This is a genomic window from Streptomyces sp. YIM 98790, assembly GCF_011421595.1.
In the GTDB taxonomy this organism is placed as follows: Bacteria; Actinomycetota; Actinomycetes; order Streptomycetales; family Streptomycetaceae; genus Streptomyces.
Genome location: NZ_WTLH01000010.1, coordinates 1 through 18,817, shown reverse-complemented (window position 1 = coordinate 18,817; position 18,817 = coordinate 1). Strand labels below are relative to the sequence as shown.

The window sequence follows — 18,817 nt, the reverse complement described above, 5'->3', positions numbered from 1 at the left end:
CGTTCAGATCTCCTTGCGAAGAGCACTGAGGAGGGCCTCAGTGCGGTGCACCGGCGCGGCTTGCGCGCACATCCGGTCCAGTGCCTCCCGGAATGCCGACACGTCGTCGCGCTGGTCGAAGTACGCGGCGCCCACCAGGTTCTCCGCGCACGCGACGTCGGAGAGCTCGGGGACGGGGAACCGGAAGAGGTGGAACGGCCCGTACATCGCGGGATGCAGACCCGCGGCGAAGGGCATGATCTGGAGCCGGACATGGGGGGACTGGCTGGCCTCGATGAGCCTGGTCACCTGGGCGCGCATGACGTTGGGCCGGCCGATGCCGCGGCGCAGCACCGTCTCGTCCATCACGACCCACAGCAGCGGGGGTTCCTTGCGCTCCAGCAGCTCCTGGCGGGCCAGCCGCAGGGCGACCAACCGGTCGATCTCCTCGCGGGGCACGTGCGGCTGGCCGGCGCGGAGCACGGCCGCGGCATACGCCTCGGTCTGGAGCAGTCCGGGTATGTAGTGGGGTTCATAGGCCCGGATCTGACTGGCCTCGGCCTCCAGGCTGACGAAGGCGCTGAACCACTCCGGGAGGACGTCCCGGTAGCGGTGCCACCAGCCCGGCCGGTTGGCCTCGCGGGCGAGTCCGAGGAAGGCGTCCAGCTCATGCTGGTCCGTGATGCCGTAGACCCGCAGGAGCTTCTCGACATAGGGGCCCTTGAGGCCGACCTGGGCCTTCTCCATGCGGCGGATGGTGGCGTGGGTGACGTCCAGGGCCCGGGCCGCCTCCTCGTAGGAGAGGCCGGCCTGCTCCCGCAGGTCCCGCAGACGTCTGCCGAGCACCACCCGCAACACCGTGGGCGCGCCGACTCCCTGACCACCAGCCATGCCGCCACTTCCTCAACTCTCCGCTCCGGCCTGAAGTCTGCCATGCGCAGGCAGCAGATCCAACAGACTGCGAGCGACGATTCTGCAAAATACAGATTGCCTCTTGCCGGATGTGAGTAACGCACTCCACAGTATGACCGTGCCTACCTCCTCCGACGCGCGCCCCGTTGAACGACCCGCCGAACCCGTAGCCCGCGGTGGGCGTTTGAGCTTCCGGCTTGCCGCCGTGCAGACCTCCGCGGCCGAGGCACGCCGTCGCACAGTGGAGCAGCTCACGGACTGGCGCGCGCCCGGAGCCGTCCGCGACAACGCCCAGTTGGTGATGTCGGAACTGGTCACCAACGCGCTGCGGCACACCTGCAGCGAATGGGTGGGATGCGAACTGCGCTGCGACGGAAGCGTGGTGCGGGTCGCGGTGTCCAGCGACGGTCCGGGCCCGCAGGGCCCTCCGGAGCCGGCCGGTGACGAGGAGGAGAGCGGGCGGGGCCTGCTGCTGGTGGTCGCGCTCTCCATCGGCTGGGGGGTACGGCGGTCGGAGTCCGGTCGGGGACACACCGTGTGGGCGGACCTCGATCTGGGACCTGCCGTACCCTGAGCGCGCCCGCCGAGCGGGGCCCGCCGTGACCGGCCGGGGGCGGTCAGCCGCCCCCGGCCGGGTCGTGCTGCCGGCCGCGCCGCCGGATGGGAGGCAGCCGGACAAGCCCCTCTGGAGCCTGCGCCCGCGCCATGGCAGGATTCCCCACGCAACCCAACGGACTCGAACATCGTCCGCCACTTCCGCACACCTGCCGGGAGGCCGCCCGCCATGGCACCGTCCGCGTCCGCCGCCGAGCCCGCCGCCGAGTCCGCCGCCGAGTCCGCCGCGCCCGCGGCCCGCCCGGTGCTCTGGTACCCCGAGCCGGCCGCCGAATGGCTGGCGGCCCTCCCGCTGGGCAACGGCCGGCTCGGCGCCATGGTGCACGGCGGCACCGGAACCGAGGAACTCCAGCTCAACGAGGACACGCTGTGGGCGGGCAGCCCGCACGACTTCGTCAATCCGCGCGCGGCCGGCTCGCTGGCCGAGGCCCGGCGCCTGGTGCTGGCCGGCGAATGGGACGCGGCCCAGCGGCTGGTGGACGCCGACCTGATGGGCGTCCCGGTGCGGCAGCCCCCGTACCAGACGGTGGGCAGCCTGCTGCTGGACTTCCCCGCCGACGGCCCCGGAGAGGTGTCCGGATACCGCCGCGAGCTGGACCTGGACTCCGGCGTGCACACCGTGAGCCACCTGCGTGACGGGGTGCGCCACCACCGGGAGACCTTCGCCAGCGCGCCCGACCAGGTGATCGTGGTGCGGCTGACCGCCGATGCCCCGGGCGCGGTGTCCTGCACCGCCCGGCTGGCCGGCCCGCTGGCGGAGGAGGTCTCCGCCAGCGGGCCGGACTCGGTCTCGATGACCGGCCGGGGCGGCGACTGGGAGGGGGTGCCGGGCGGCATCCGGTTCCACGCGGTGGTGCAGGCCGTCACCGAGGGCGGCAGCGCGGTCTCCTCCCCGGACGGCCTGCTGCGGATCACCGGGGCGGACGCGGCCACCCTGCTGATCGCGGTGCGCACCGACCACCGCGCCTGGAACCTGGCACCGGGCGGGGACACCCTCGGGGCCTGCCTCGGGGACCTGCTGGGCGCCGCCGGAGTGCCCTACCCCGAGCTGAGGGACCGCCATGTGCGGGACCACCGGGACCTGTTCCGCCGTGCCGCACTGGAGCTGCCCCTCACCCCGGCCTCTGCGCTGCCCACCGACCGGCGGGTGGCCGCCTTCGGGGACGGCGGCGCGGACCCGGCACTGGTGGCGCTGTATTTCGCCTACGGCCGCTACCTGCTGATGGCCTGCTCCCGGCCCGGCACCCAGCCGGCCAATCTCCAGGGGCTGTGGAACGACCTCACCGACCCGCCCTGGGGATGCAAGTACACCATCAACATCAACACCGAGATGAACTACTGGCCGGCCGCCCCGGCCAATCTGCTGGACTGCTGGGAGCCGCTGTTCACGCTGCTGGAGGAGCTCTCGGAGGCCGGTGCCCGCACCGCCCGAGAGATGTACGGGGCGCAGGGCTGGGTGGCGCACCACAATGTCGACGCCTGGCGCGGCACCGCCCCGGTGGACGGCGCCTTCTGGGGCATGTGGCCGACCGGCGGCGCCTGGCTGTCCCTGGCCGTGTGGGAGCACTACCGCTTCACCGGCGATCTGGCCGCGCTGCGCCGCCGCTTCCCGGTGCTGGCCGGGGCCGCCCGCTTCTTCCTGGACAGCCTGGTCACCGACCCCGGCACCGGCGAGCTGGTGACCTGCCCCTCCCTCTCCCCGGAGAACGCCCACCACGAGGGCCCCGGCGGCTCGCTGTGCGCCGGCCCCACCATGGACAACCAGATACTGCGCGACCTGTTCGACGCGGTCGCCGGGAGCTGCGAACTCCTCGGCACGGAGCCGGAGCTGGCCCAGCGGGTGCGCGCCGCCCGGGCGCGGCTGGCCCCGATGCGGATCGGCGCGCAGGGCCAGCTCCAGGAGTGGCGCGAGGACTGGGACTCCGGTGCGCCCGAGCCGCACCACCGGCACGTCTCGCACCTGTACGGGCTGCACCCGGGCGCCCAGATCACCCGGGCGGTGCCCGAGCTGATGGAGGCCGCCCGGGTCACCCTGGAGCAGCGCGGGGACGCGGGCACCGGCTGGTCGCTGGCCTGGAAGATCAACTTCTGGGCACGGCTGGCCGCCGGCGACCGCTCGTTCAAGCTGCTCGCCGACCAGCTCACCCCCCGTCACACCGCGCCGAACCTCTTCGACCTGCACCCGCCGTTCCAGATCGACGGCAACTTCGGCGCGGTCGCGGGCATCGCCGAGTGGCTGGTGCAGAGCCATGCCGGGGAGCTGGAGCTGCTGCCCGCGCTGCCCGGCGCGCTGCCCGCCGGACGGGTCCGGGGGCTGCTTGCCCGGGACGGCTTCGAGGTGGCGCTGGAGTGGGCGGACGGCCGGCTGACCGGGGCCCGGCTGCTCTCCCGGCTGGGCCGTCCGGCCCGGGTGCGGTACACCGGTGCCGCCGGCCTGGCGGTGGTCCGGGACGGCGGGGCGGTGGAGACGGCCCGGCCGGAGCCGGGGCTCACCGTCTTCCCGACCGAGCCCGGTGGGGTGTACCTGCTCACCGTCGCGCGGTGAACACCGTGTGATCTCCGTGATCTCCGGGGCCTTAAGGTCCCGGCGGCCGGTCGGTTACGGTGGCAGGGACACGGCAGCGTGCGGGAGTTGCGGGGCGTGCGCCGGGCCGGGCGCGGGCCGGCGGAACCGGCGCTGCGCGGCTGCCGTTCGACCAGTTGAGGCAGCATGGCGAGGCATTCCCCGACCACCCGAGGAATCCGGGGAACCTTCGTGGACTTCGAGGAGGCTCCGAGGAGGCTCCGAGGACCACGAGGACTCCGAGGAAGGCGTGCTGCGGGACCGAGGGCGACGGGAGGCAGCCATGGGGAGCGAGAACCAGGGCCACGGGGAACCCCACCCGGACGAATGGGACGAGGTGGTGCTGGACGAGAACTTCGTGCGTGACGCGGAGGTGAGCGAACCGACCGCGCGCACCCGGATGCTCACCGAGCGCTGGAAGCGGGAGGCACCCGCCCCGCAGCCGTGGCGTGCGGACACCCCGCCGGCCGGCTGGGTGCACGGCGGCCAGTCCGGCCGCAAGCGCCAGAAGGCGAAGAAGCCCAGGAAGCCCCGCAGAGGGCTGGGCGGCTGGTTCCGCCGCAAGGACTCCCCCGACGACGGCCAGGACTGAGCGGCGCGCCGCGGGCTCCGGCCGCCGCTGGCGGCGGCGCCACGGACCCTGAGGCGGCCAGGCGGAGCGGCACACCCCTCGGCGGCCCCCGGCCGGTACGGACGGGCCCCGGGCGCAGAGCGCGCCCGGGGCCTTTCGCATGCCTGCACTGGGCCGTCCGGGTGAGATGTCCCGGAACGGAGCAGGATTCCTCCCCCTCTGGGTCAATACGTATGACTATCTGTTCATCGGTCTGCTGGTTCTGCCCTGGGCAGTCCCTGCGGATGGTCCTGCGGAGGAGACCCGTGCCCCAGCACCCGCACCCGTTCACCGTGCGCCGGGCCCGGCGCACCCCGGCCCTGGCCGCCGCGCTGCTGACCGCCGCGGCCCTGACCGCATCCTGCAGCGGCACACCCGCCGGCCCGCCGGAGACCGGCCGGGCCGCGCCCCCGGCGTCCGGCTCCGCCGACGCCCCCCGCGGCTTCACCCTGGTCGCCACAGGGGACCTGCTGATCCACGACTCCGTCATCCGGCAGGCCCGGGCCGACGCGGACGGCCGGGGCCACGACTTCGGCCCGATGCTGGCCGGGGCGCGGGAGACGGTCGCCGCGGCCGATCTCGCGATCTGCCACATGGAGACCGTCTACGGCCCCGAGGGCGGCCCGTTCACCGGCTATCCCGCCTTCCGGACCCCGCCGCAGCTGGCCGAGGCGGTCCGGGAGACCGGCTACGACAGCTGTTCCACCGCCTCCAACCACACCCTGGACGCCGGCGCCGAGGGGGTGGTCCGCACCCTGGACGCCATGGACCGGGCCGGACTGGCCCACGCCGGCTCGGCCCGCTCCGCCGAGGAACGCGACACCCCGGTGCTGCTCACCGCGGGCGGCGCGCGGGTGGCCCAGCTCGCCTACACCTACGGCACCAACGGCATCCCGGTGCCCGAGGACCGGCCCTGGCTGGTCAACCTCATCGACGCCGAGCGCATCCTCGCCGACGCCCGCGCCGCCCGCGCCGCCGGTGCGGATGTGGTCGTGGTCAGCCTGCACTGGGGCACCGAGTGGCAGGAGGAGCCCGACGAACTCCAGCTCTCGCTGGCCCGGGAGCTGACCGCCGCGTCCACCGGCGGCCGGCGGGACATCGACCTGATCATCGGCACCCACGCCCACGTCCCCCAGGCGTACGAGAAGGTCAACGGCACCTGGGTGGTCTACGGGATGGGCGACCAGCTCGCCGGGGTGATGAACGACCCGCGCGGCCAGATGGGGTCCGCGGCCCGCTTCACCTTCGTCCCGCCCGCCGCGGAGGGCGGTCCGTGGACCGTGGAACGCGCCGAGTTCATCCCCTTCGCGGTCGACAACGACCCCATCCGGGTGGTGTCCCTGCCGCAGGCGCTGGCGGAGGAGCCGGACCGCGCCGACCACGCCACCGCCCTGGAGCGGATCCGCGCCGCGGTGCTCGGCCGCGGGGCCGATGCGGACGGCCTGGCCATGGGGCACTGATCCGCTGAGCCACTGAGCCACTGAGCCGCGGCCCGCGGTGCGGTGCGCGGGGCGGTGCGCTCCCGCCGGCCGCGGTGGCCGGCCGGGCGCACCGCCCCGTGCTCCGTGCCCGGTCCGCCCGTCCGGGCTCAGCCCCGGGCGCCCAGCAGGTGGTCCATGGCGAGCTGGTCCAGCCTCTCGAAGGCCATGCCCCGGGCGGCGGCGGCGTCCACGTCGAAGTCCTCGAACGCCGACCGGTCGGCCAGCAGGTCCGAGGCGCTCTCGCCCTCGTCCAGGGTCGGCCGGGCCAGCTCGTCCAGCCGGGCGGCGCGCAGCGCCTCCTGCACCTCCGGGTCGGCCCGGAAGGCTGCGGCCCGCTCCTTGAGGATCAGGTAGTTGCGCATGCAGCCGGCCGCCGAGGCCCACACCCCGGAGAAGTCCTCGGTGCGCGGCGGCTTGAAGTCGAAGTGCCGCGGACCGGCGTACCCGGCCGTCTCCAGCAGGTCCACCAGCCAGAACGCGGACCGCAGGTCGCCCGCGCCGAACCGCAGGTCCTGGTCGTACTTGATGCCGGACTGGCCGTTCAGGTCGATGTGGAACAGCTTGTCCGCCCACAGCGCCTGGGCGATGCCGTGCGGGAAGTTCAGCCCGGCCATCTGCTCGTGGCCGACCTCCGGGTTGAGGCCGAACATCTCCGGGTGCTCCAGCTTCTCGATGAACGCCAGCGCATGGCCGACGGTCGGCAGCAGGATGTCGCCGCGCGGCTCGTTGGGCTTGGGCTCCAGGGCGAACCGCAGGGTGTAGCCGCGCTCCAGCACGTAGGAGGCGAGCAGGTCGAAGGCCTCCTTGAAGCGGTCCAGGGCGGCCCGCACGTCCTTGGCCGCGCCGGACTCGGCGCCCTCCCGGCCGCCCCAGGCCACGTAGACCTCGGCGCCCAGCTCGGCGGCCAGGTCGATGTTGCGCATGGTCTTGCGCAGGGCGTAGCGGCGCACCTCCCGGTCGTTGGCGGTGAAGGCGCCGTCCTTGAAGACGGGGTGGGTGAAGAGGTTGGTGGTGGCCATCGGCACCTTGAGCCCGGTGGCCTCCAGGGCCTCGCGGAAGCGCTTGATGTGCGCCTCGCGCTCGGCGGGGGACGAACCGAAGGGGATCAGGTCGTCGTCGTGGAAGGTGACACCGTAGGCGCCCAGCTCGGCGAGGCGGTGGACCGTCTCCACCGGGTCCAGGGCCGCGCGGGTGGCGTCGCCGAACGGGTCGCGGCCTTGCCAGCCGACGGTCCACAGACCGAAGGTGAACTTGTCCGCGGGGGATGGCTGGTACGACATGGCGGCTCCTTGGTTGTGCCCGACTATTTCGTCATCGCCGTTGACAAATTAGTATGCCAGGGCCCGGTACGGAAGACCCGGCGCGGAACGAGATGGACCCGGCCGCCCGGGCGCCCCCGGCAGCGGCGCCCATCCGTCCCGGCCGGGCCGCAGCAGAGAGGACACCGCTATGACCGCCGCCCCGGAAGGCCCCCTGGTCATCGGCGTGGACAGTTCCACGCAGTCCACCAAGGTCCTGGTCGTCGACAGCGCCACCGGCACTGTGGTGGCGCGCGGCCAGGCCCCCCATGCGGTCACCGCCGAGGGGGACAGCGATCCCGAGCAGTGGTGGGACGCCCTGTGCCGGGCGGTCGCCCAGTGCGGCCCGGCCGCCCAGCAGGCCGCCGCCGTCTCGGTGGCCGGGCAGCAGCACGGGCTGGTGGCCCTGGACGCCGGCGGCCGCCCCGTGCGCAACGCCCTGCTCTGGAACGACACCCGCTCCGCGCCCCAGCGCGACCGCCTGCTGGAGTCGCTGGGCGGCCCGGCCGCCTGGGCGGAGCGCACCGGCAGCGTGCCGGCCGCCTCCTTCACCGTCACCAAATGGGCCTGGCTGCGGGAGAACGAGCCGGAGCGGGCCGCGGCCGTGCGGGCCGTCCGGCTGCCGCACGACTACCTGACCGGCCGGCTGGCCGGTCACGGCATCGGCGAGGGCACCACCGACCGGGGCGACGCCTCCGGCACCGGCTGGTGGTCCTCGGCGACCGAGAGCTACGACCAGGAGATCCTTGAGCTGGCCGGCCTCGATGCGGAACTGCTCCCCCGGGTGGTGGCCGGCGGCGAGCAGGCCGGCACGGTGCGCGCCGGCGGTCCGCTGCCCGAGGGCATCGCGGTCGCGGCCGGCACCGGCGACAACATGGCGGGCGCGCTGGGCCTGGGCCTGACCGCCGGACAGCCGGCCATGAGCCTGGGCACCTCGGGCACCGTCTACGCGGTCTCCGGCCGCCGCCCGGCCGACCCGTCCGGCATCGTGGCCGGCTTCGCCGACGCCCGGCACGGCTGGCTGCCGCTGGCCTGCACGCTCAACTGCACCCAGGCGGTGGACCGGATCGCCGCCCTGCTCGGCCGGGAGCGGGAGCAGGTGGAGCCCGGCGGGAGCGCCGTGGTGCTGCCCTTCCTGGACGGTGAGCGGACCCCGGACCTGCCCTGGGCCACCGGCCTGGTGCACGGGCTGCGCGCGGAAACCACCGGCGGCCAGGTCCTCCAGGCCGCCTACGACGGCGCGGTCTTCGCCCTGCTCCAGGCGCTGGACCTGGTGCTCGGCGAGGACGCGGGCGGCGAGGAGCCGATCCTGCTGATCGGCGGCGGGGCCAGGGGCACCGCCTGGCGGGAGACCGTGCGCCGGCTGTCCGGGCGGGCGGTGCGCATCCCGGCGGCCCAGGAGCTGGTCGCGCTGGGTGCCGCCGCGCAGGCGGCCGGCCTGCTGCTGGGCCAGGACCCGGCCGAGGTGGCCCGCGGCTGGAACACCACCGAGGGACCGTCCTACGAGCCGGTCGAGCGCGACCGGGCGGCGCTGGAGCGGCTGGCCGCCACCCTGGACCGCGCCACCCCCCTGCTGCGCGGCTGACCGCCGCCGTCCCGGCCGGGCCGGTCCGTCCATCCGACGGGCGGACCGGCCCGGCCGGGTGTCTGCGCAGGCCAGTAGCCTGCTGCCGGAGGAAGCCGCCGCCGGCGGCCGCCCGTCCCAGGGCAGCAGGCAGTCCGACCCGCCGCCCCCGGTCCGTCCCGGACCGGGCCGAGAAGCCAGAGGATCACCAGTGGCCCAGCCCGCACCCGCCTCGCAGTCCGAGATGCGCCGGCAGAACCTCTCCCGGGTCCTGCACGCCCTGGCCGACCACGGCCCGCAGAGCCGTGCCGAGGCCGCCTCCCGGATCGGCCTCACCCGGGCCGCGGTCTCCACCCTGGTGGACGAGCTGATGCGGGCCGGCCTGCTGGTGGAGCAGGGTCCCGGCCGGTCCGGCACGGTGGGCCGCCCCGGCACCGTGCTGCAGCTCGCCGACCGCGGTCCGTGCGGCCTGGCCGCCGAGATCGGCGTGGACCACCTGGCCGCCTGCGCCATGGACCTGCGCGGCGCCATACGGGTGCGCGGGCGCTGCGACGTCAACGGCCGCGGCGGCGGGCCCGGCCCGGTGCTGGACCGGCTCACCGCCCTGCTGGAGGAGGTCGCCGGACAGGCGGCGGAGCAGGGCCTGACGCCGGAGCGGCTGACCGTCGCCGTGCCCGGCCTGGTCGTCCGGGGCGGCACCACCGTGGTCCGGGCGCCCAACCTGGGCTGGCGGGACACCGACCTGGCGCCCCGGCTGCCCGCCTCGCTGGGCACGCTGGCCGTGGACAACGAGGCCAATCTGGGCGCCCTGGCCGAGCTGTGGGCCGACCGCCCCGACCTGCCCGGAACCGATCTGGACGACGGCCCGGCCGGCCAGGCCGCCGCCGGCGGGGGCGGCGGGGGCGGCGGGGGCGGCGGGGGCGTGGCCGTGGGCGCCGCCGATCCGGCCGATCCCGCGGGCACCGGGCCGGCCGTACCGCACTCGCCGAACGGCGACAGCTTCATCCACGTCTCCGCCGAGATCGGCATCGGTGCCGCGGTGGTGATCGACGGGCAGCTGCTGCGCGGCGGCCACGGCTTCGCCGGTGAACTCGGCCATGTCCCGGTGCGCCCGGACGGCCGCCCGTGCACCTGCGGCGGCCGGGGATGCCTGGAGACCTATGCCGGGGAGGAGGCGGTGCTGCGCGAGGCCGGCCTGGAGCCCGGCCCTGGCGTGCGGATCGACGACCTCGCCTCCCGGTGCGCGGCCGGCGACCAGCGCACCCTGCGCGCGGTGCGCCGGGCGGGCACCGCCCTGGGGATCGCGCTCTCCGGTGCGGTCAACCTGCTGGACCCCGGCCGGGTGGTGGTGGGCGGGGCGCTCGCCCGGCTGGGCCCCTGGCTGCTGCCGCCGCTCGACCGCGAACTGGCCCGCCGCACCGCGGTCGCGGCCGGGGGGCGGCCCACCCCGGTGCCGGTGCGGATCTCACGGCTGGGCCCGGACGGGCCGCTGCTGGGCGCGGCCCGTACCTCGGTGCGCGCCCTGCTGGACATGCCGGTCCGTCCGGCGGCCGCCTGAGCAGTCCGCGCGGCGGCCGGCCCTCCGGCCCACCGCGCCCCGAGCAACCTTCTTTCAACACATTTTCATCCGATCCGGCGAACCCTCGGGCGCTCACCGCCGCGGCCCCGCCGCGCCGCGCACAATCACCCCCGTGACAGCCCGGCAGCGTGCCCGCAGGGCGGGCCTCTCACTGGCCTCCGCCGCACTGATCGCCACCGTTCTCCCCGCCTTCCCGGCCCGTGCCGGGGAGTCCGGCAGGCCCTCGGCGGAACCGGAGCCGTGGGCCGGCGCCACCGCCTGGCCCGGCGGCCCTCCACCGGGGTGGGCCATGGCCGGCGGCACGTCCGGGGACGGCTCCGGCGGGGCCGGCGCCTCCGTGGAGCTGCGCCACGGGGACCTCTGTCTGAACGCCGAGGCCGTCGCCTCGGGGGACACCGCCCGGGCCGGCGTGCGGCTGGGCTGCCCCCCGTCCGAACCGCCGCCCGCGCCCGCCCCGGAGGAACCCGAGCCCGGTCCCGCCCCCACCTCCCCGGCCGCTCCGCCACCCTCCTCCCCCTCGCCGACGGCCTCGCCGTCCCCCTCCCCCGCTCCGTCCTCCCCCTCGCCCTCCTCCGGTCCGGCACCGGCACCCCGACCGGCGTCGTCGTCCACGCCCTCTCCGTCGTCCGCGCCCTCGCCGTCCGCTTCTCCTTCGCCCTCACCGTCCGGACCACCGGAGCCCGCCCCCACCCCCACCGAGGCCGTGTCCCTGACCGTGCCGCCCCGGCCGGCGCCCGGCAGCGATCCCCCGGACACCGGGCCCACCCTGGTCGGCCGCATGCTCATGCTGCTCGCCCCCGCCGTGCTGGCCGCCGCCGCGATGCGGCCCCGGGGCGGCGCAGCGGGCCGCGGCAACGGCGCAACCCCCCGCTCTGCCTGAGGAGTTCCGGTGCCGAACTGGCTCGTACTGACCCTCGTCACCGTCGCCACCTGCGGCATCGTGCTGCTGCTGGCCGTGCTGCGCAGCCGCCGTGCCGGGACCGAGGACGATCCCTCCGAGACCCCGGACGTCATCGAGTACATGACCATGATGATCGGAGTGGTCTACGCCATCATGCTGGGCCTGGCCATCGCCGGAGTCTGGGAGGAACGCGGCGCCGCGGACGAATGGGTGCGGCGCGAGGCGCAGGCGCTGCACGAGATCAGCGCCCGCGCCGGCATCTATCCGCAGGACGTGCGGGAGCAGATCCGCGACCAGACCGAGGACTATGCCGTGCACACCGTGGAACGGGAGTGGCCGCACATGCTGGAGCACGGCGAACTCACCGACCGCGGCGACGAACTGCTGGTGCGGCTGCGCACCACGGTCACCGGCCACGAGCCGGAGACGGTCGCCGAGACCCATGCCTACCAGGGCATGCTGGACCAGCTGGCCGCGGTGGACGAGGCACGCGCGGCCCGGGGCCTGTCCGCCGGGCCCACCATGCCCACCGTGGTCTGGTTCGGCCTGGTGGTCTGCGGCGCGGTGGCGGTCGGCATGGTCTTCGCCCTCCAGATCCAGCGCTCCGGCCGGGAGCTGGTGCTGGCCGGTCTGTTCAGCGCGCTGATCGCCTTCCTGCTCTACCTCATCTGGTACTTCGACGAACCGCTCGCCCGGGGCATCGGAGAACCCACGGAGGCGTTCACCGTGTTCTTCCCCGAAGCCTCCCCCGGCGGCTGACCCGGCGCCGGCGGGCCCCTGACGGGGCCACGGAACTGACCGAGCGTGTACGAATCGGGCGACTCGTACACGCGGAGTAGCCCGAAGGGGGGACCTCCCCGCGCCGGAGCGGCTACCATCCGGCACTCTTGCTGAGGGAGGTTCTGACATGAGCACCATCGCGATGAAACTGACCAGGCTCGTCAACGGGCTGACACTTCCCTATGCCGAAGCCGGTTATCCCGGTGGGGTTCCGGTGGTGTTCGTGCACGGACTCGGCGAATCGTGGGCGTCGTTCGAGCCGGTGCTGCGGCGGCTGCCGGCCACGCTGCACGGCTGGGCGCCCACCCAGCGCGGCCACCGCGACGCGGGCCGTCCGGACGGGGGCTACCGGCCGGAGGACTTCGCCGCCGACCTGGTGTCGTTCCTGGACGCGGCGGGCATCGGCCGCGCGGTGCTGGTCGGTTCCTCGACCGGCGGCGTGACCGCCCGGATGGTCGCGGGCAGCCACCCGGACCGGGTGGCCGGCCTGGTGCTGTGCGGGGTGCCGGCCACCCTGGAGGGCAAGCCGCACCTTGCGGCGCTGGGCGAGCGCATCGCCCTGCTGCGCGACCCGCTGGACCAGGAGGCCGTGGAGCCGTTCGTGTCGGGCCTGACGGTCCGGCCGGTGGACCTCGCGTTCCTGGACAGGCTGCGCGAGGACGCGGTGCACACCCCCGCCGAGGTGTGGCAGGAAAGCTTCCGCGGGCTGCTGGAGACCGACCTGCAAGCCACCATGGCCGGGATTCTCGTGCCGACCATGGTGATCTGGGGCGACCAGGACCCGGTGCTGCCCCGTGCCGACCAGGACCAGCAGGTGAAGGCCGTGCACGGGTCCCGGCTGGTCGTGTACGAGGGCACGGGGCACTGCGTGCACTGGGAGGAGCCGGGCCGGGTGACGGCGGACGTGGCACGGTTCGCCGCCGACCTGGGCCTCATCCCGACCTGAGCGGGCCCGCCCCCTCCGCCCCCTCCGCCCCCTCCACCGCGTCAGCCGCGTCGGTTTCCCCGTCCTCCGGGCCGGCGACGGTGTCCGCCCCGTCGCCGCGGGCGGCGGCCCGGGCGAACCGCTGCGACCACTCGCGCACCCGCACGGCCAGCTCCGGCGGCCCCAGCACCTCGAACTCCGCGTCCAGCGAACCGGCCGCCAGCAGCGGCCAGTCCAGCGACTGCACGGTCATCCGCAGCAGGCAGGACCCCGGCCCGTCACCGGTCACCTCCGCCCACTGGCCCACCTGCTCGCGCACCCGGCCGGCCTCCGCCCGCACCCGCATCTCCACGGTGTACTCGGCCGGGATCGCGCCGATGCTGCGGCGGACGAACTCCCCGGCGTCGGCGTCGGGCAGCGTGCGCGGCCGGAACCGCTCCCGGGTGGCCTGCGGCTCCCGCACCCGGTCCAGCCGGAAGTTCCGCCAGTCCTGCCGGACCAGGTCGTAGGCGACCAGATACCAGCGCCGGCCCAGGGAGACCAGCCGGTGCGGCTCCACGTACCGGCGGCTCTCCTGCCCGTCACGGGCCAGATAGCCGAACCGCAGCCGCTCCTCGTCCCGGCAGGCCTGCGCGAGGGCGGTCAGCACGCCGGCCTCCACCCCGGGCCCGGTGCCGTTCCAGCCGCCCGGCACCGTGACCTGGCGCAGCGCGTCCACCCGCCGCCGCAGCCGCTGCGGCATCACCTGGACGACCTTGGCCAGCGCCCGGACCGCGGCCTCCTCGATGCCGGTGACCCCGCCCTGTGCGGCGGCGCGCAGCCCGATGGCCAGGGCGACCGCCTCCTCGTCGTCCACCACCAGCGGGGGCAGGGCGGCACCGGGCGCGAGCTGGTATCCGCCGTCCACGCCGCGGTGGGCATTGACCGGGTAGCCGAGCTCGCGCAGCCGGTCCACGTCCCGGCGCAGGGTGCGGGGAGAGACGCCGAGCCGGTCGGCAAGCTGCCGCCCGGGCCAGTAGCGGTGGGTCTGGAGCAGGGAGAGCAGCCGCAGGGTGCGGGAGCTGGTGTTGGCCATGGCACCAGCATGCCCGGCATTGCGGCCGGTTTCCGTCCGCATTCTCCTTCCGCCGGTCCGCCCCGGAGGTCTCCGCAACCGGACGGCCGCCTCCACGTCTCCATCGTGTTACGCCCAGGATTTGCTCTTGACCCCCACATAGGTCTACGCCAATTTATGAGGTCTACGCCACTTTGTGGGGCGCCACCGCGCCCCCGCTCAACCGTTCCCAAAGGACCCTCACTTGACGTACCCGTCCCGCATCATCAGAGCCACCGCCCTGACCTGCGCCACCGCGCTGCTCACCGGCTGCTCCCTGCTGGGTTCCGACGAGGACGAGACCACCGTGCTGGAGGTCTGGATGATGAACCACAGCGCCGGGGAGGACTTTGTCCAGCAGGTGGTCGACGACTTCGAGGCCCGGCACCGGGATGTCGAGGTCCGCGTCACCTTCCAGGAGTGGGTCGGCATCGGCGACAAGGTCAACGAGGCACTCACCACCGGCGAAGGCCCGGACGTCATCGAGGTCGGCAACACCCAGGTCGCCCAGTACGTGAACACCGGAGGGGTCAAGGACCTCACCAACCAGGTGGTCGACCTGGACGGCGACTACTGGGTGCCCGGCCTGGCCGAACCGGGCAAGGTCTACGGCCACCAGTTCGGCATACCCTTCTACGCCGCCAACCGCGTGGTCATCTACCGCAAGGACCTGTTCCAGGAGGCCGGCATCGAGGAGCCGCCCGAAGACCGCGAGGAGTGGCTGGAGATCACCCGGCGGCTGGACGAGGTCCCCGGCCGGCAGGGCATCTATCTGCCCGGCCAGAACTGGTACGTGCTGGCCGGGTTCATCTGGGACGAGGGCGGCGACCTGGCGGTGGAGAGCGGCGGCCGGTGGACCGGCGCGCTGCACACCCCCGAGGCGGCAGCCGGCATGGCCTTCTACGCCGAACTCCAGGCGCTGGGCGACGGCCCGGTCGACACCGACGAGGCCAATCCGCCGCACGAGGAGGTCTTCGCCTCCGGCGAGGTGGCGCAGATCATCTCCACCCCCGGCTCGGCGCAGGCCATCACCGACCTCAACCCGGAACTCGAGGACAAGCTCGGCTTCTTCCCGGTTCCGGGCAAGGAGGCGGGCGAGCCGGGCGCGGTGTTCACCGGCGGCTCCAACCTGATCATCACCGAGGAGTCCGCCGAGCCGCTGCTCGCCTACGAGTTCGTCAAGCTGATCACCGGCGACACATGGCAGACCGAACTCGCCCGCAGCCGCAGCTTCGTGCCCAACCGCACCACGCTCGCCGACGCGGTGCGGGACGACCCGGGCACCGCCGCCATGGTGGCGGGCGCGGTCAACGGCCGGGCCACCCCGCAGTCGCCGCGCTGGGGCCAGGTGGAGTCCGACAACCCGATCAAGACGTACCAGACCGCCGTGCTGACCGGCGCCGACCCCCTGGCGGCCGGCGAGGAGGCGTCCGAGGTCATCACCCGCCTCCTCGCCTACACGCCCTCCGGCTGACGGCTGACGGCTGACGGCTGATGCCTGACACCTGACGGCCGGCCCGGCCGCCGGCCGGCCGTGAGCCGGCCGGCCCTCCCCTCAGCCGGCGCGGGCGCCGCCCAGCGAGCGGTCCGCCAGCCAGCGCAGCTGCTCCTCCTGCTGCGAGGCACGCCCGCCGCCGTGATCGCCGAACGGCCACACCGTGATCCCGGCCTCCCCGGCATACCGGTTGCGGGCGGCGAAGACCGTGGACGGCGGGCATACCGGGTCCATCAGCGCCACGCTGAACAGCGCGGGCGCGGTGGCCCGCGGCGCGAAGTGCAGCCCGTCGAAGTAGTCGAGGGTGGAGAAGGCCCGCTCCGGATCGATCCGCCGGTGCACGCCCAGATACTCGGCCAGCTCCGGGTAGGGGCCTTCGGTGGCGATCTCGGCGGCGCGCCGGTAGTGGCACAGGAACGGCACGTCGATCAGGGCCGCGGCCACCGCGTCGCCGCTCAGTCCGGCGGTGGCCAGGGCCAGGCCGCCGCCCTGGCTGGCGCCCGACACCACGATCCGGGACGGGTCCACGGCCGGGTGGGCGCGCAGGGCGTCCACCGCCCGCACGCAGTCGGCCATCAGCCGCCGGTAGTAGTACGTCTCCGGCCGGTCGATGCCGCGGGTCATCACCCCCCGCCAGAGCTGCGGCTGCGGCATGGGGTCGGGGTCCGGGGTGTCGTGGCCCTGGCCGCGGCTGTCCACCACCAGATGCGCGTAGCCGGCGGAGCTCCAGAGCAGATGCTCCAGGTGCAGCCCCCGCCCCCCGCCGTAGCCGATGTAGGTGATCACCGCGGGCAGCGGACGCTCCGCGCCGCGCGGCAGCAGCAGCCAGCCCGCCACCGGCTGGCCGCCCCAGCCCGGGAACCGGACGTCGAAAACCTCCACCGTGGCCAGCGGGGATTCCGCCACCGGCCGGTACTCGGGGTCGCCGCCGGCCCGCCGTGCCGCGGCCAGCGTCCCGGCCCAGAAGCCGTCGAAGTCCGGCGGCTCGGGAACCTCCGGCCGGTACCGCCGCAGTTCCTCCAGCGGCAGATCGGTCAGTGCCATGCACGTCCTCCCGGGGAGCGGGGCAGTCACAGAGGGGAAAGCGCTTTCTTCCGGACCCTACGGTTCCGCCTGACCCCGGTCAACCCGCCTCCTGCGCCGGCTCCGCTGGTCACGCCGCGGGCCCCGGACACACCAGCGGACCCCGCCCCTCCCGGGCCGCGCAGTGGTACAGATGCAGGCATGGAGTGGTTCGACCTCCCCGACGCCTGGCTCAGCAGGCTGCTGCTGCAACGCGGGCTGGCCGCCGTCTACCTGATGGGCTTCCTCGGAGCCGCACTGCAGTTCCGCCCGCTGGCCGGCGAACGAGGGCTGACCCCCGCACCCGGCTACCTGCGCCGGGTGCCCTTCCGCCGGGCCCCCAGCCTCTTCCACCTGCACTACTCGGACCGCTTCTTCGGCGCGGTCGCCTGGACCGGCACCGCCGGCTCGGCCGGCCTCCTGCTCGGCCTGGGCGACCTGCTCCCGCTGCCGGCCGCCATGGCCGCCTGGGCCGTGCTGTGGGCGCTCTACCTCTCCATCGTCAACATCGGCCAGGTCTGGTACTCCTTCGGCTGGGAATCCCTCCTCCTCGAAGCGGGCTTCCTGGCCATCTTCCTCGGCAACGACGACATCTCCCCGCCCCGGGTCACCCTGCTGCTCCTGATCTGGCTGCTGTTCCGGCTGGAATTCGGCGCGGGCCTGATCAAATGGCGCGGCGACACCTGCTGGCGCAAGCTGACCTGCCTCCGCTACCACCACGAGACCCAGCCCATGCCCGGACCGCTGAGCTGGTACTTCCACCGGCTGCCCGAGCCGCTGCACCGGGCCGAGGCCGCCGCCAACCACGTCACCCAGCTGCTGGTGCCCTTCCTGCTCTTCTTCCCGCAGCCCGTCGCCACCGTGGCGGCCGCGATCGTCGTGATCACCCAGCTCTGGCTGGTCGCCTCCGGGAACTTCGCCTGGCTGAACTGGCTCACCATCGTCCTCGCCCTGGCCGCCGCCGACCTCTCCTTCCTGCTCGCCCCGCCCTCCCCGCCGCCCGGGACTCCCGTCTGGTTCACCGCCGCCACACTCGTGCTGGCCGCTCTGGTCGCCGTCCTCAGCTACCGCCCGGTCCGGAACCTGCTCTCCCCCCGCCAGCAGATGAACCGCTCCTACGACTCCCTGCACCTGGTCAACACCTACGGCGCCTTCGGCACCGTCACCCGCCGGCGCCACGAGGTCGTCCTGGAGGGCACCACCGACGAGGTGATCACCCCCGCCACCCGCTGGCAGGAGTACGAATTCCGCGGCAAGCCCGGCGACCCCGCCCGCATGCCCCGGCAGTTCGCCCCCTACCACCTGCGCCTGGACTGGCTGATGTGGTTCGCCGCCCTCTCCCCCGCCTACGCCCGGGCCTGGCTGCGCCCGCTGGCCCGCCGCCTGCTCGCGAACCACCGCCCCACCCTCCGCCTGCTGCGCACGAACCCCTTCCCCGACCGCCCCCCGGCCCACGTCCGGGCCCGGCTGTACCACTACCGCTTCACCACCCGGGCCGAACGCCGCGCCACCGGCGACTGGTGGCACCGCACCCCGGTCCGTGAGTACCTCCCCCCACTCCCCCGCTGACCCCGCTGACCCGGCCCACAGGCGTTAACGATCATCCCCCCACATGCTGTATGGTTCTGTCTGTCGGCACCCGGGGGCGCCAAACCCCAGGTCACACCGGCGCCGGGACGTGGCGCAGTTTGGTAGCGCACTTGACTGGGGGTCAAGGGGTCGTGGGTTCAAATCCCGCCGTCCCGACCAGCGAAACCGCAGGTCACAAGGCCATTCCCGCCGCACGGCGGGGATGGCCTTCGCCGTCTTCCACCCCTGGTGGTCGCATGGTGGTCGCATCCGCCGACCAGGCCGCCGCGCCGTCGCCGAATGGCCGTACCTGACCGCTGTCTTCACTCCATGCGGTTCCCGGCTGTGGTCGCGTGGTGGTCGCATCCGCCCCGGGCCGCGGCACCCCGGG

15 protein-coding genes and 1 tRNA gene are annotated in these 18,817 nt (G+C 74.4%); 12 read left to right on the top strand and 4 right to left on the bottom strand.

What is annotated here, in order from left to right:
• Positions 1-3: 3 nt before the first annotated feature.
• On the bottom strand, positions 4-870 hold the full coding sequence (locus GQS09_RS03505) for a helix-turn-helix transcriptional regulator (protein ID WP_165984472.1): 867 nt from the start codon (positions 868-870) through the stop codon (positions 4-6).
• 133 nt (positions 871-1,003) lie between these two features.
• On the opposite strand from GQS09_RS03505, the gene GQS09_RS03500 reads away from it, so the two are divergent.
• From GQS09_RS03500 to GQS09_RS03485, 4 genes are all read left to right on the top strand, one after another.
• On the top strand, positions 1,004-1,465 hold the full coding sequence (locus GQS09_RS03500; RefSeq protein ID WP_243761081.1) for an ATP-binding protein: 462 nt from the start codon (positions 1,004-1,006) through the stop codon (positions 1,463-1,465).
• A gap of 210 nt (positions 1,466-1,675) precedes the next feature.
• Positions 1,676-4,051 carry a glycosyl hydrolase family 95 catalytic domain-containing protein gene (locus GQS09_RS03495; protein WP_165984470.1) on the top strand — a complete coding sequence of 792 codons (2,376 nt, stop codon included), beginning with the start codon at positions 1,676-1,678 and terminating at the stop codon, positions 4,049-4,051.
• 301 nt (positions 4,052-4,352) lie between these two features.
• Positions 4,353-4,661 (top strand): hypothetical protein, encoded by a 309-nt coding sequence (locus GQS09_RS03490; protein ID WP_165984469.1) that lies wholly within the window; start codon positions 4,353-4,355, stop codon positions 4,659-4,661.
• A 263-nt stretch (positions 4,662-4,924) separates the two neighbouring features.
• Positions 4,925-6,139, top strand: coding sequence for a CapA family protein (locus GQS09_RS03485; RefSeq protein WP_165984505.1), 1,215 nt, complete (start codon positions 4,925-4,927; stop codon positions 6,137-6,139).
• Between the two features lie 128 nt (positions 6,140-6,267).
• Here the strand turns inward: GQS09_RS03485 and xylA are convergent, their stop codons facing one another.
• Positions 6,268-7,440 carry a xylose isomerase gene (gene xylA / locus GQS09_RS03480; protein ID WP_165984468.1) on the bottom strand — a complete coding sequence of 391 codons (1,173 nt, stop codon included), beginning with the start codon at positions 7,438-7,440 and terminating at the stop codon, positions 6,268-6,270.
• Between the two features lie 169 nt (positions 7,441-7,609).
• Between xylA and xylB the strand changes: the two genes are divergently transcribed.
• The 5 genes from xylB to GQS09_RS03455 all read left to right on the top strand — a co-directional run bounded on the left by xylB (position 7,610) and on the right by GQS09_RS03455 (position 13,228).
• A complete protein-coding gene (gene xylB / locus GQS09_RS03475; protein WP_165984467.1) occupies positions 7,610-9,043 on the top strand; it encodes a xylulokinase in 1,434 nt (477 codons plus the stop codon).
• Between the two features lie 190 nt (positions 9,044-9,233).
• A complete protein-coding gene (locus GQS09_RS03470; protein WP_313895967.1) occupies positions 9,234-10,580 on the top strand; it encodes an ROK family transcriptional regulator in 1,347 nt (448 codons plus the stop codon).
• A gap of 133 nt (positions 10,581-10,713) precedes the next feature.
• Complete coding sequence (locus GQS09_RS03465) at positions 10,714-11,481, top strand: hypothetical protein (RefSeq protein WP_165984466.1); 768 nt, start codon at positions 10,714-10,716, stop codon at positions 11,479-11,481.
• A 9-nt stretch (positions 11,482-11,490) separates the two neighbouring features.
• Positions 11,491-12,261, top strand: a complete 771-nt coding sequence (locus tag GQS09_RS03460) for a DUF4239 domain-containing protein (RefSeq protein ID WP_165984465.1) — start codon at positions 11,491-11,493, stop codon at positions 12,259-12,261.
• A 148-nt stretch (positions 12,262-12,409) separates the two neighbouring features.
• Positions 12,410-13,228 (top strand): alpha/beta fold hydrolase, encoded by an 819-nt coding sequence (locus GQS09_RS03455; protein ID WP_165984464.1) that lies wholly within the window; start codon positions 12,410-12,412, stop codon positions 13,226-13,228.
• Here the strand turns inward: GQS09_RS03455 and GQS09_RS03450 are convergent.
• Positions 13,215-14,282 (bottom strand): YafY family protein, encoded by a 1,068-nt coding sequence (locus GQS09_RS03450; RefSeq protein ID WP_165984463.1) that lies wholly within the window; start codon positions 14,280-14,282, stop codon positions 13,215-13,217. The two genes, GQS09_RS03455 and GQS09_RS03450, sit on opposite strands and share 14 nt — an antisense overlap.
• A 223-nt stretch (positions 14,283-14,505) precedes the next feature.
• Between GQS09_RS03450 and GQS09_RS03445 the strand changes: the two genes are divergently transcribed.
• Entirely contained in the window at positions 14,506-15,774 is a 1,269-nt protein-coding gene (locus GQS09_RS03445; protein WP_243761080.1) for an extracellular solute-binding protein, read from the top strand.
• Positions 15,775-15,855: 81 nt separating this feature from the next.
• Here the strand turns inward: GQS09_RS03445 and GQS09_RS03440 are convergent, their stop codons facing one another.
• Positions 15,856-16,839 (bottom strand): acetylxylan esterase, encoded by a 984-nt coding sequence (locus GQS09_RS03440; protein WP_165984462.1) that lies wholly within the window; start codon positions 16,837-16,839, stop codon positions 15,856-15,858.
• A 180-nt stretch (positions 16,840-17,019) separates the two neighbouring features.
• Here GQS09_RS03440 and GQS09_RS03435 point away from each other — a divergent pair, with 180 nt between their 5' ends.
• Positions 17,020-18,426, top strand: a complete 1,407-nt coding sequence (locus GQS09_RS03435) for a lipase maturation factor family protein (RefSeq protein ID WP_165984461.1) — start codon at positions 17,020-17,022, stop codon at positions 18,424-18,426.
• Positions 18,427-18,529: 103 nt separating this feature from the next.
• Positions 18,530-18,606, top strand: a tRNA-Pro gene (locus tag GQS09_RS03430).
• The last annotated feature ends 211 nt before the right edge of the window (positions 18,607-18,817 follow it).

Excerpts from the sequence above, each read along its gene's own strand:
- GQS09_RS03485 (WP_165984505.1), top strand. The coding sequence starts at position 4,925 with ATGGTCCTGCGGAGGAGACCCGTGCCCCAGCACCCGCACCCGTTCACC.
- GQS09_RS03440 (WP_165984462.1), bottom strand. The coding sequence starts at position 16,839 with ATGGCACTGACCGATCTGCCGCTGGAGGAACTGCGGCGGTACCGGCCG.
- GQS09_RS03455 (WP_165984464.1), top strand. The coding sequence starts at position 12,410 with ATGAGCACCATCGCGATGAAACTGACCAGGCTCGTCAACGGGCTGACA.
- GQS09_RS03450 (WP_165984463.1), bottom strand. The coding sequence starts at position 14,282 with ATGGCCAACACCAGCTCCCGCACCCTGCGGCTGCTCTCCCTGCTCCAG.
- GQS09_RS03500 (WP_243761081.1), top strand. The coding sequence starts at position 1,004 with ATGACCGTGCCTACCTCCTCCGACGCGCGCCCCGTTGAACGACCCGCC.
- GQS09_RS03490 (WP_165984469.1), top strand. The coding sequence starts at position 4,353 with ATGGGGAGCGAGAACCAGGGCCACGGGGAACCCCACCCGGACGAATGG.
- GQS09_RS03435 (WP_165984461.1), top strand. The coding sequence starts at position 17,020 with ATGGAGTGGTTCGACCTCCCCGACGCCTGGCTCAGCAGGCTGCTGCTG.
- xylA (WP_165984468.1), bottom strand. The coding sequence starts at position 7,440 with ATGTCGTACCAGCCATCCCCCGCGGACAAGTTCACCTTCGGTCTGTGG.
- GQS09_RS03505 (WP_165984472.1), bottom strand. The coding sequence starts at position 870 with ATGGCTGGTGGTCAGGGAGTCGGCGCGCCCACGGTGTTGCGGGTGGTG.
- xylB (WP_165984467.1), top strand. The coding sequence starts at position 7,610 with ATGACCGCCGCCCCGGAAGGCCCCCTGGTCATCGGCGTGGACAGTTCC.
- GQS09_RS03495 (WP_165984470.1), top strand. The coding sequence starts at position 1,676 with ATGGCACCGTCCGCGTCCGCCGCCGAGCCCGCCGCCGAGTCCGCCGCC.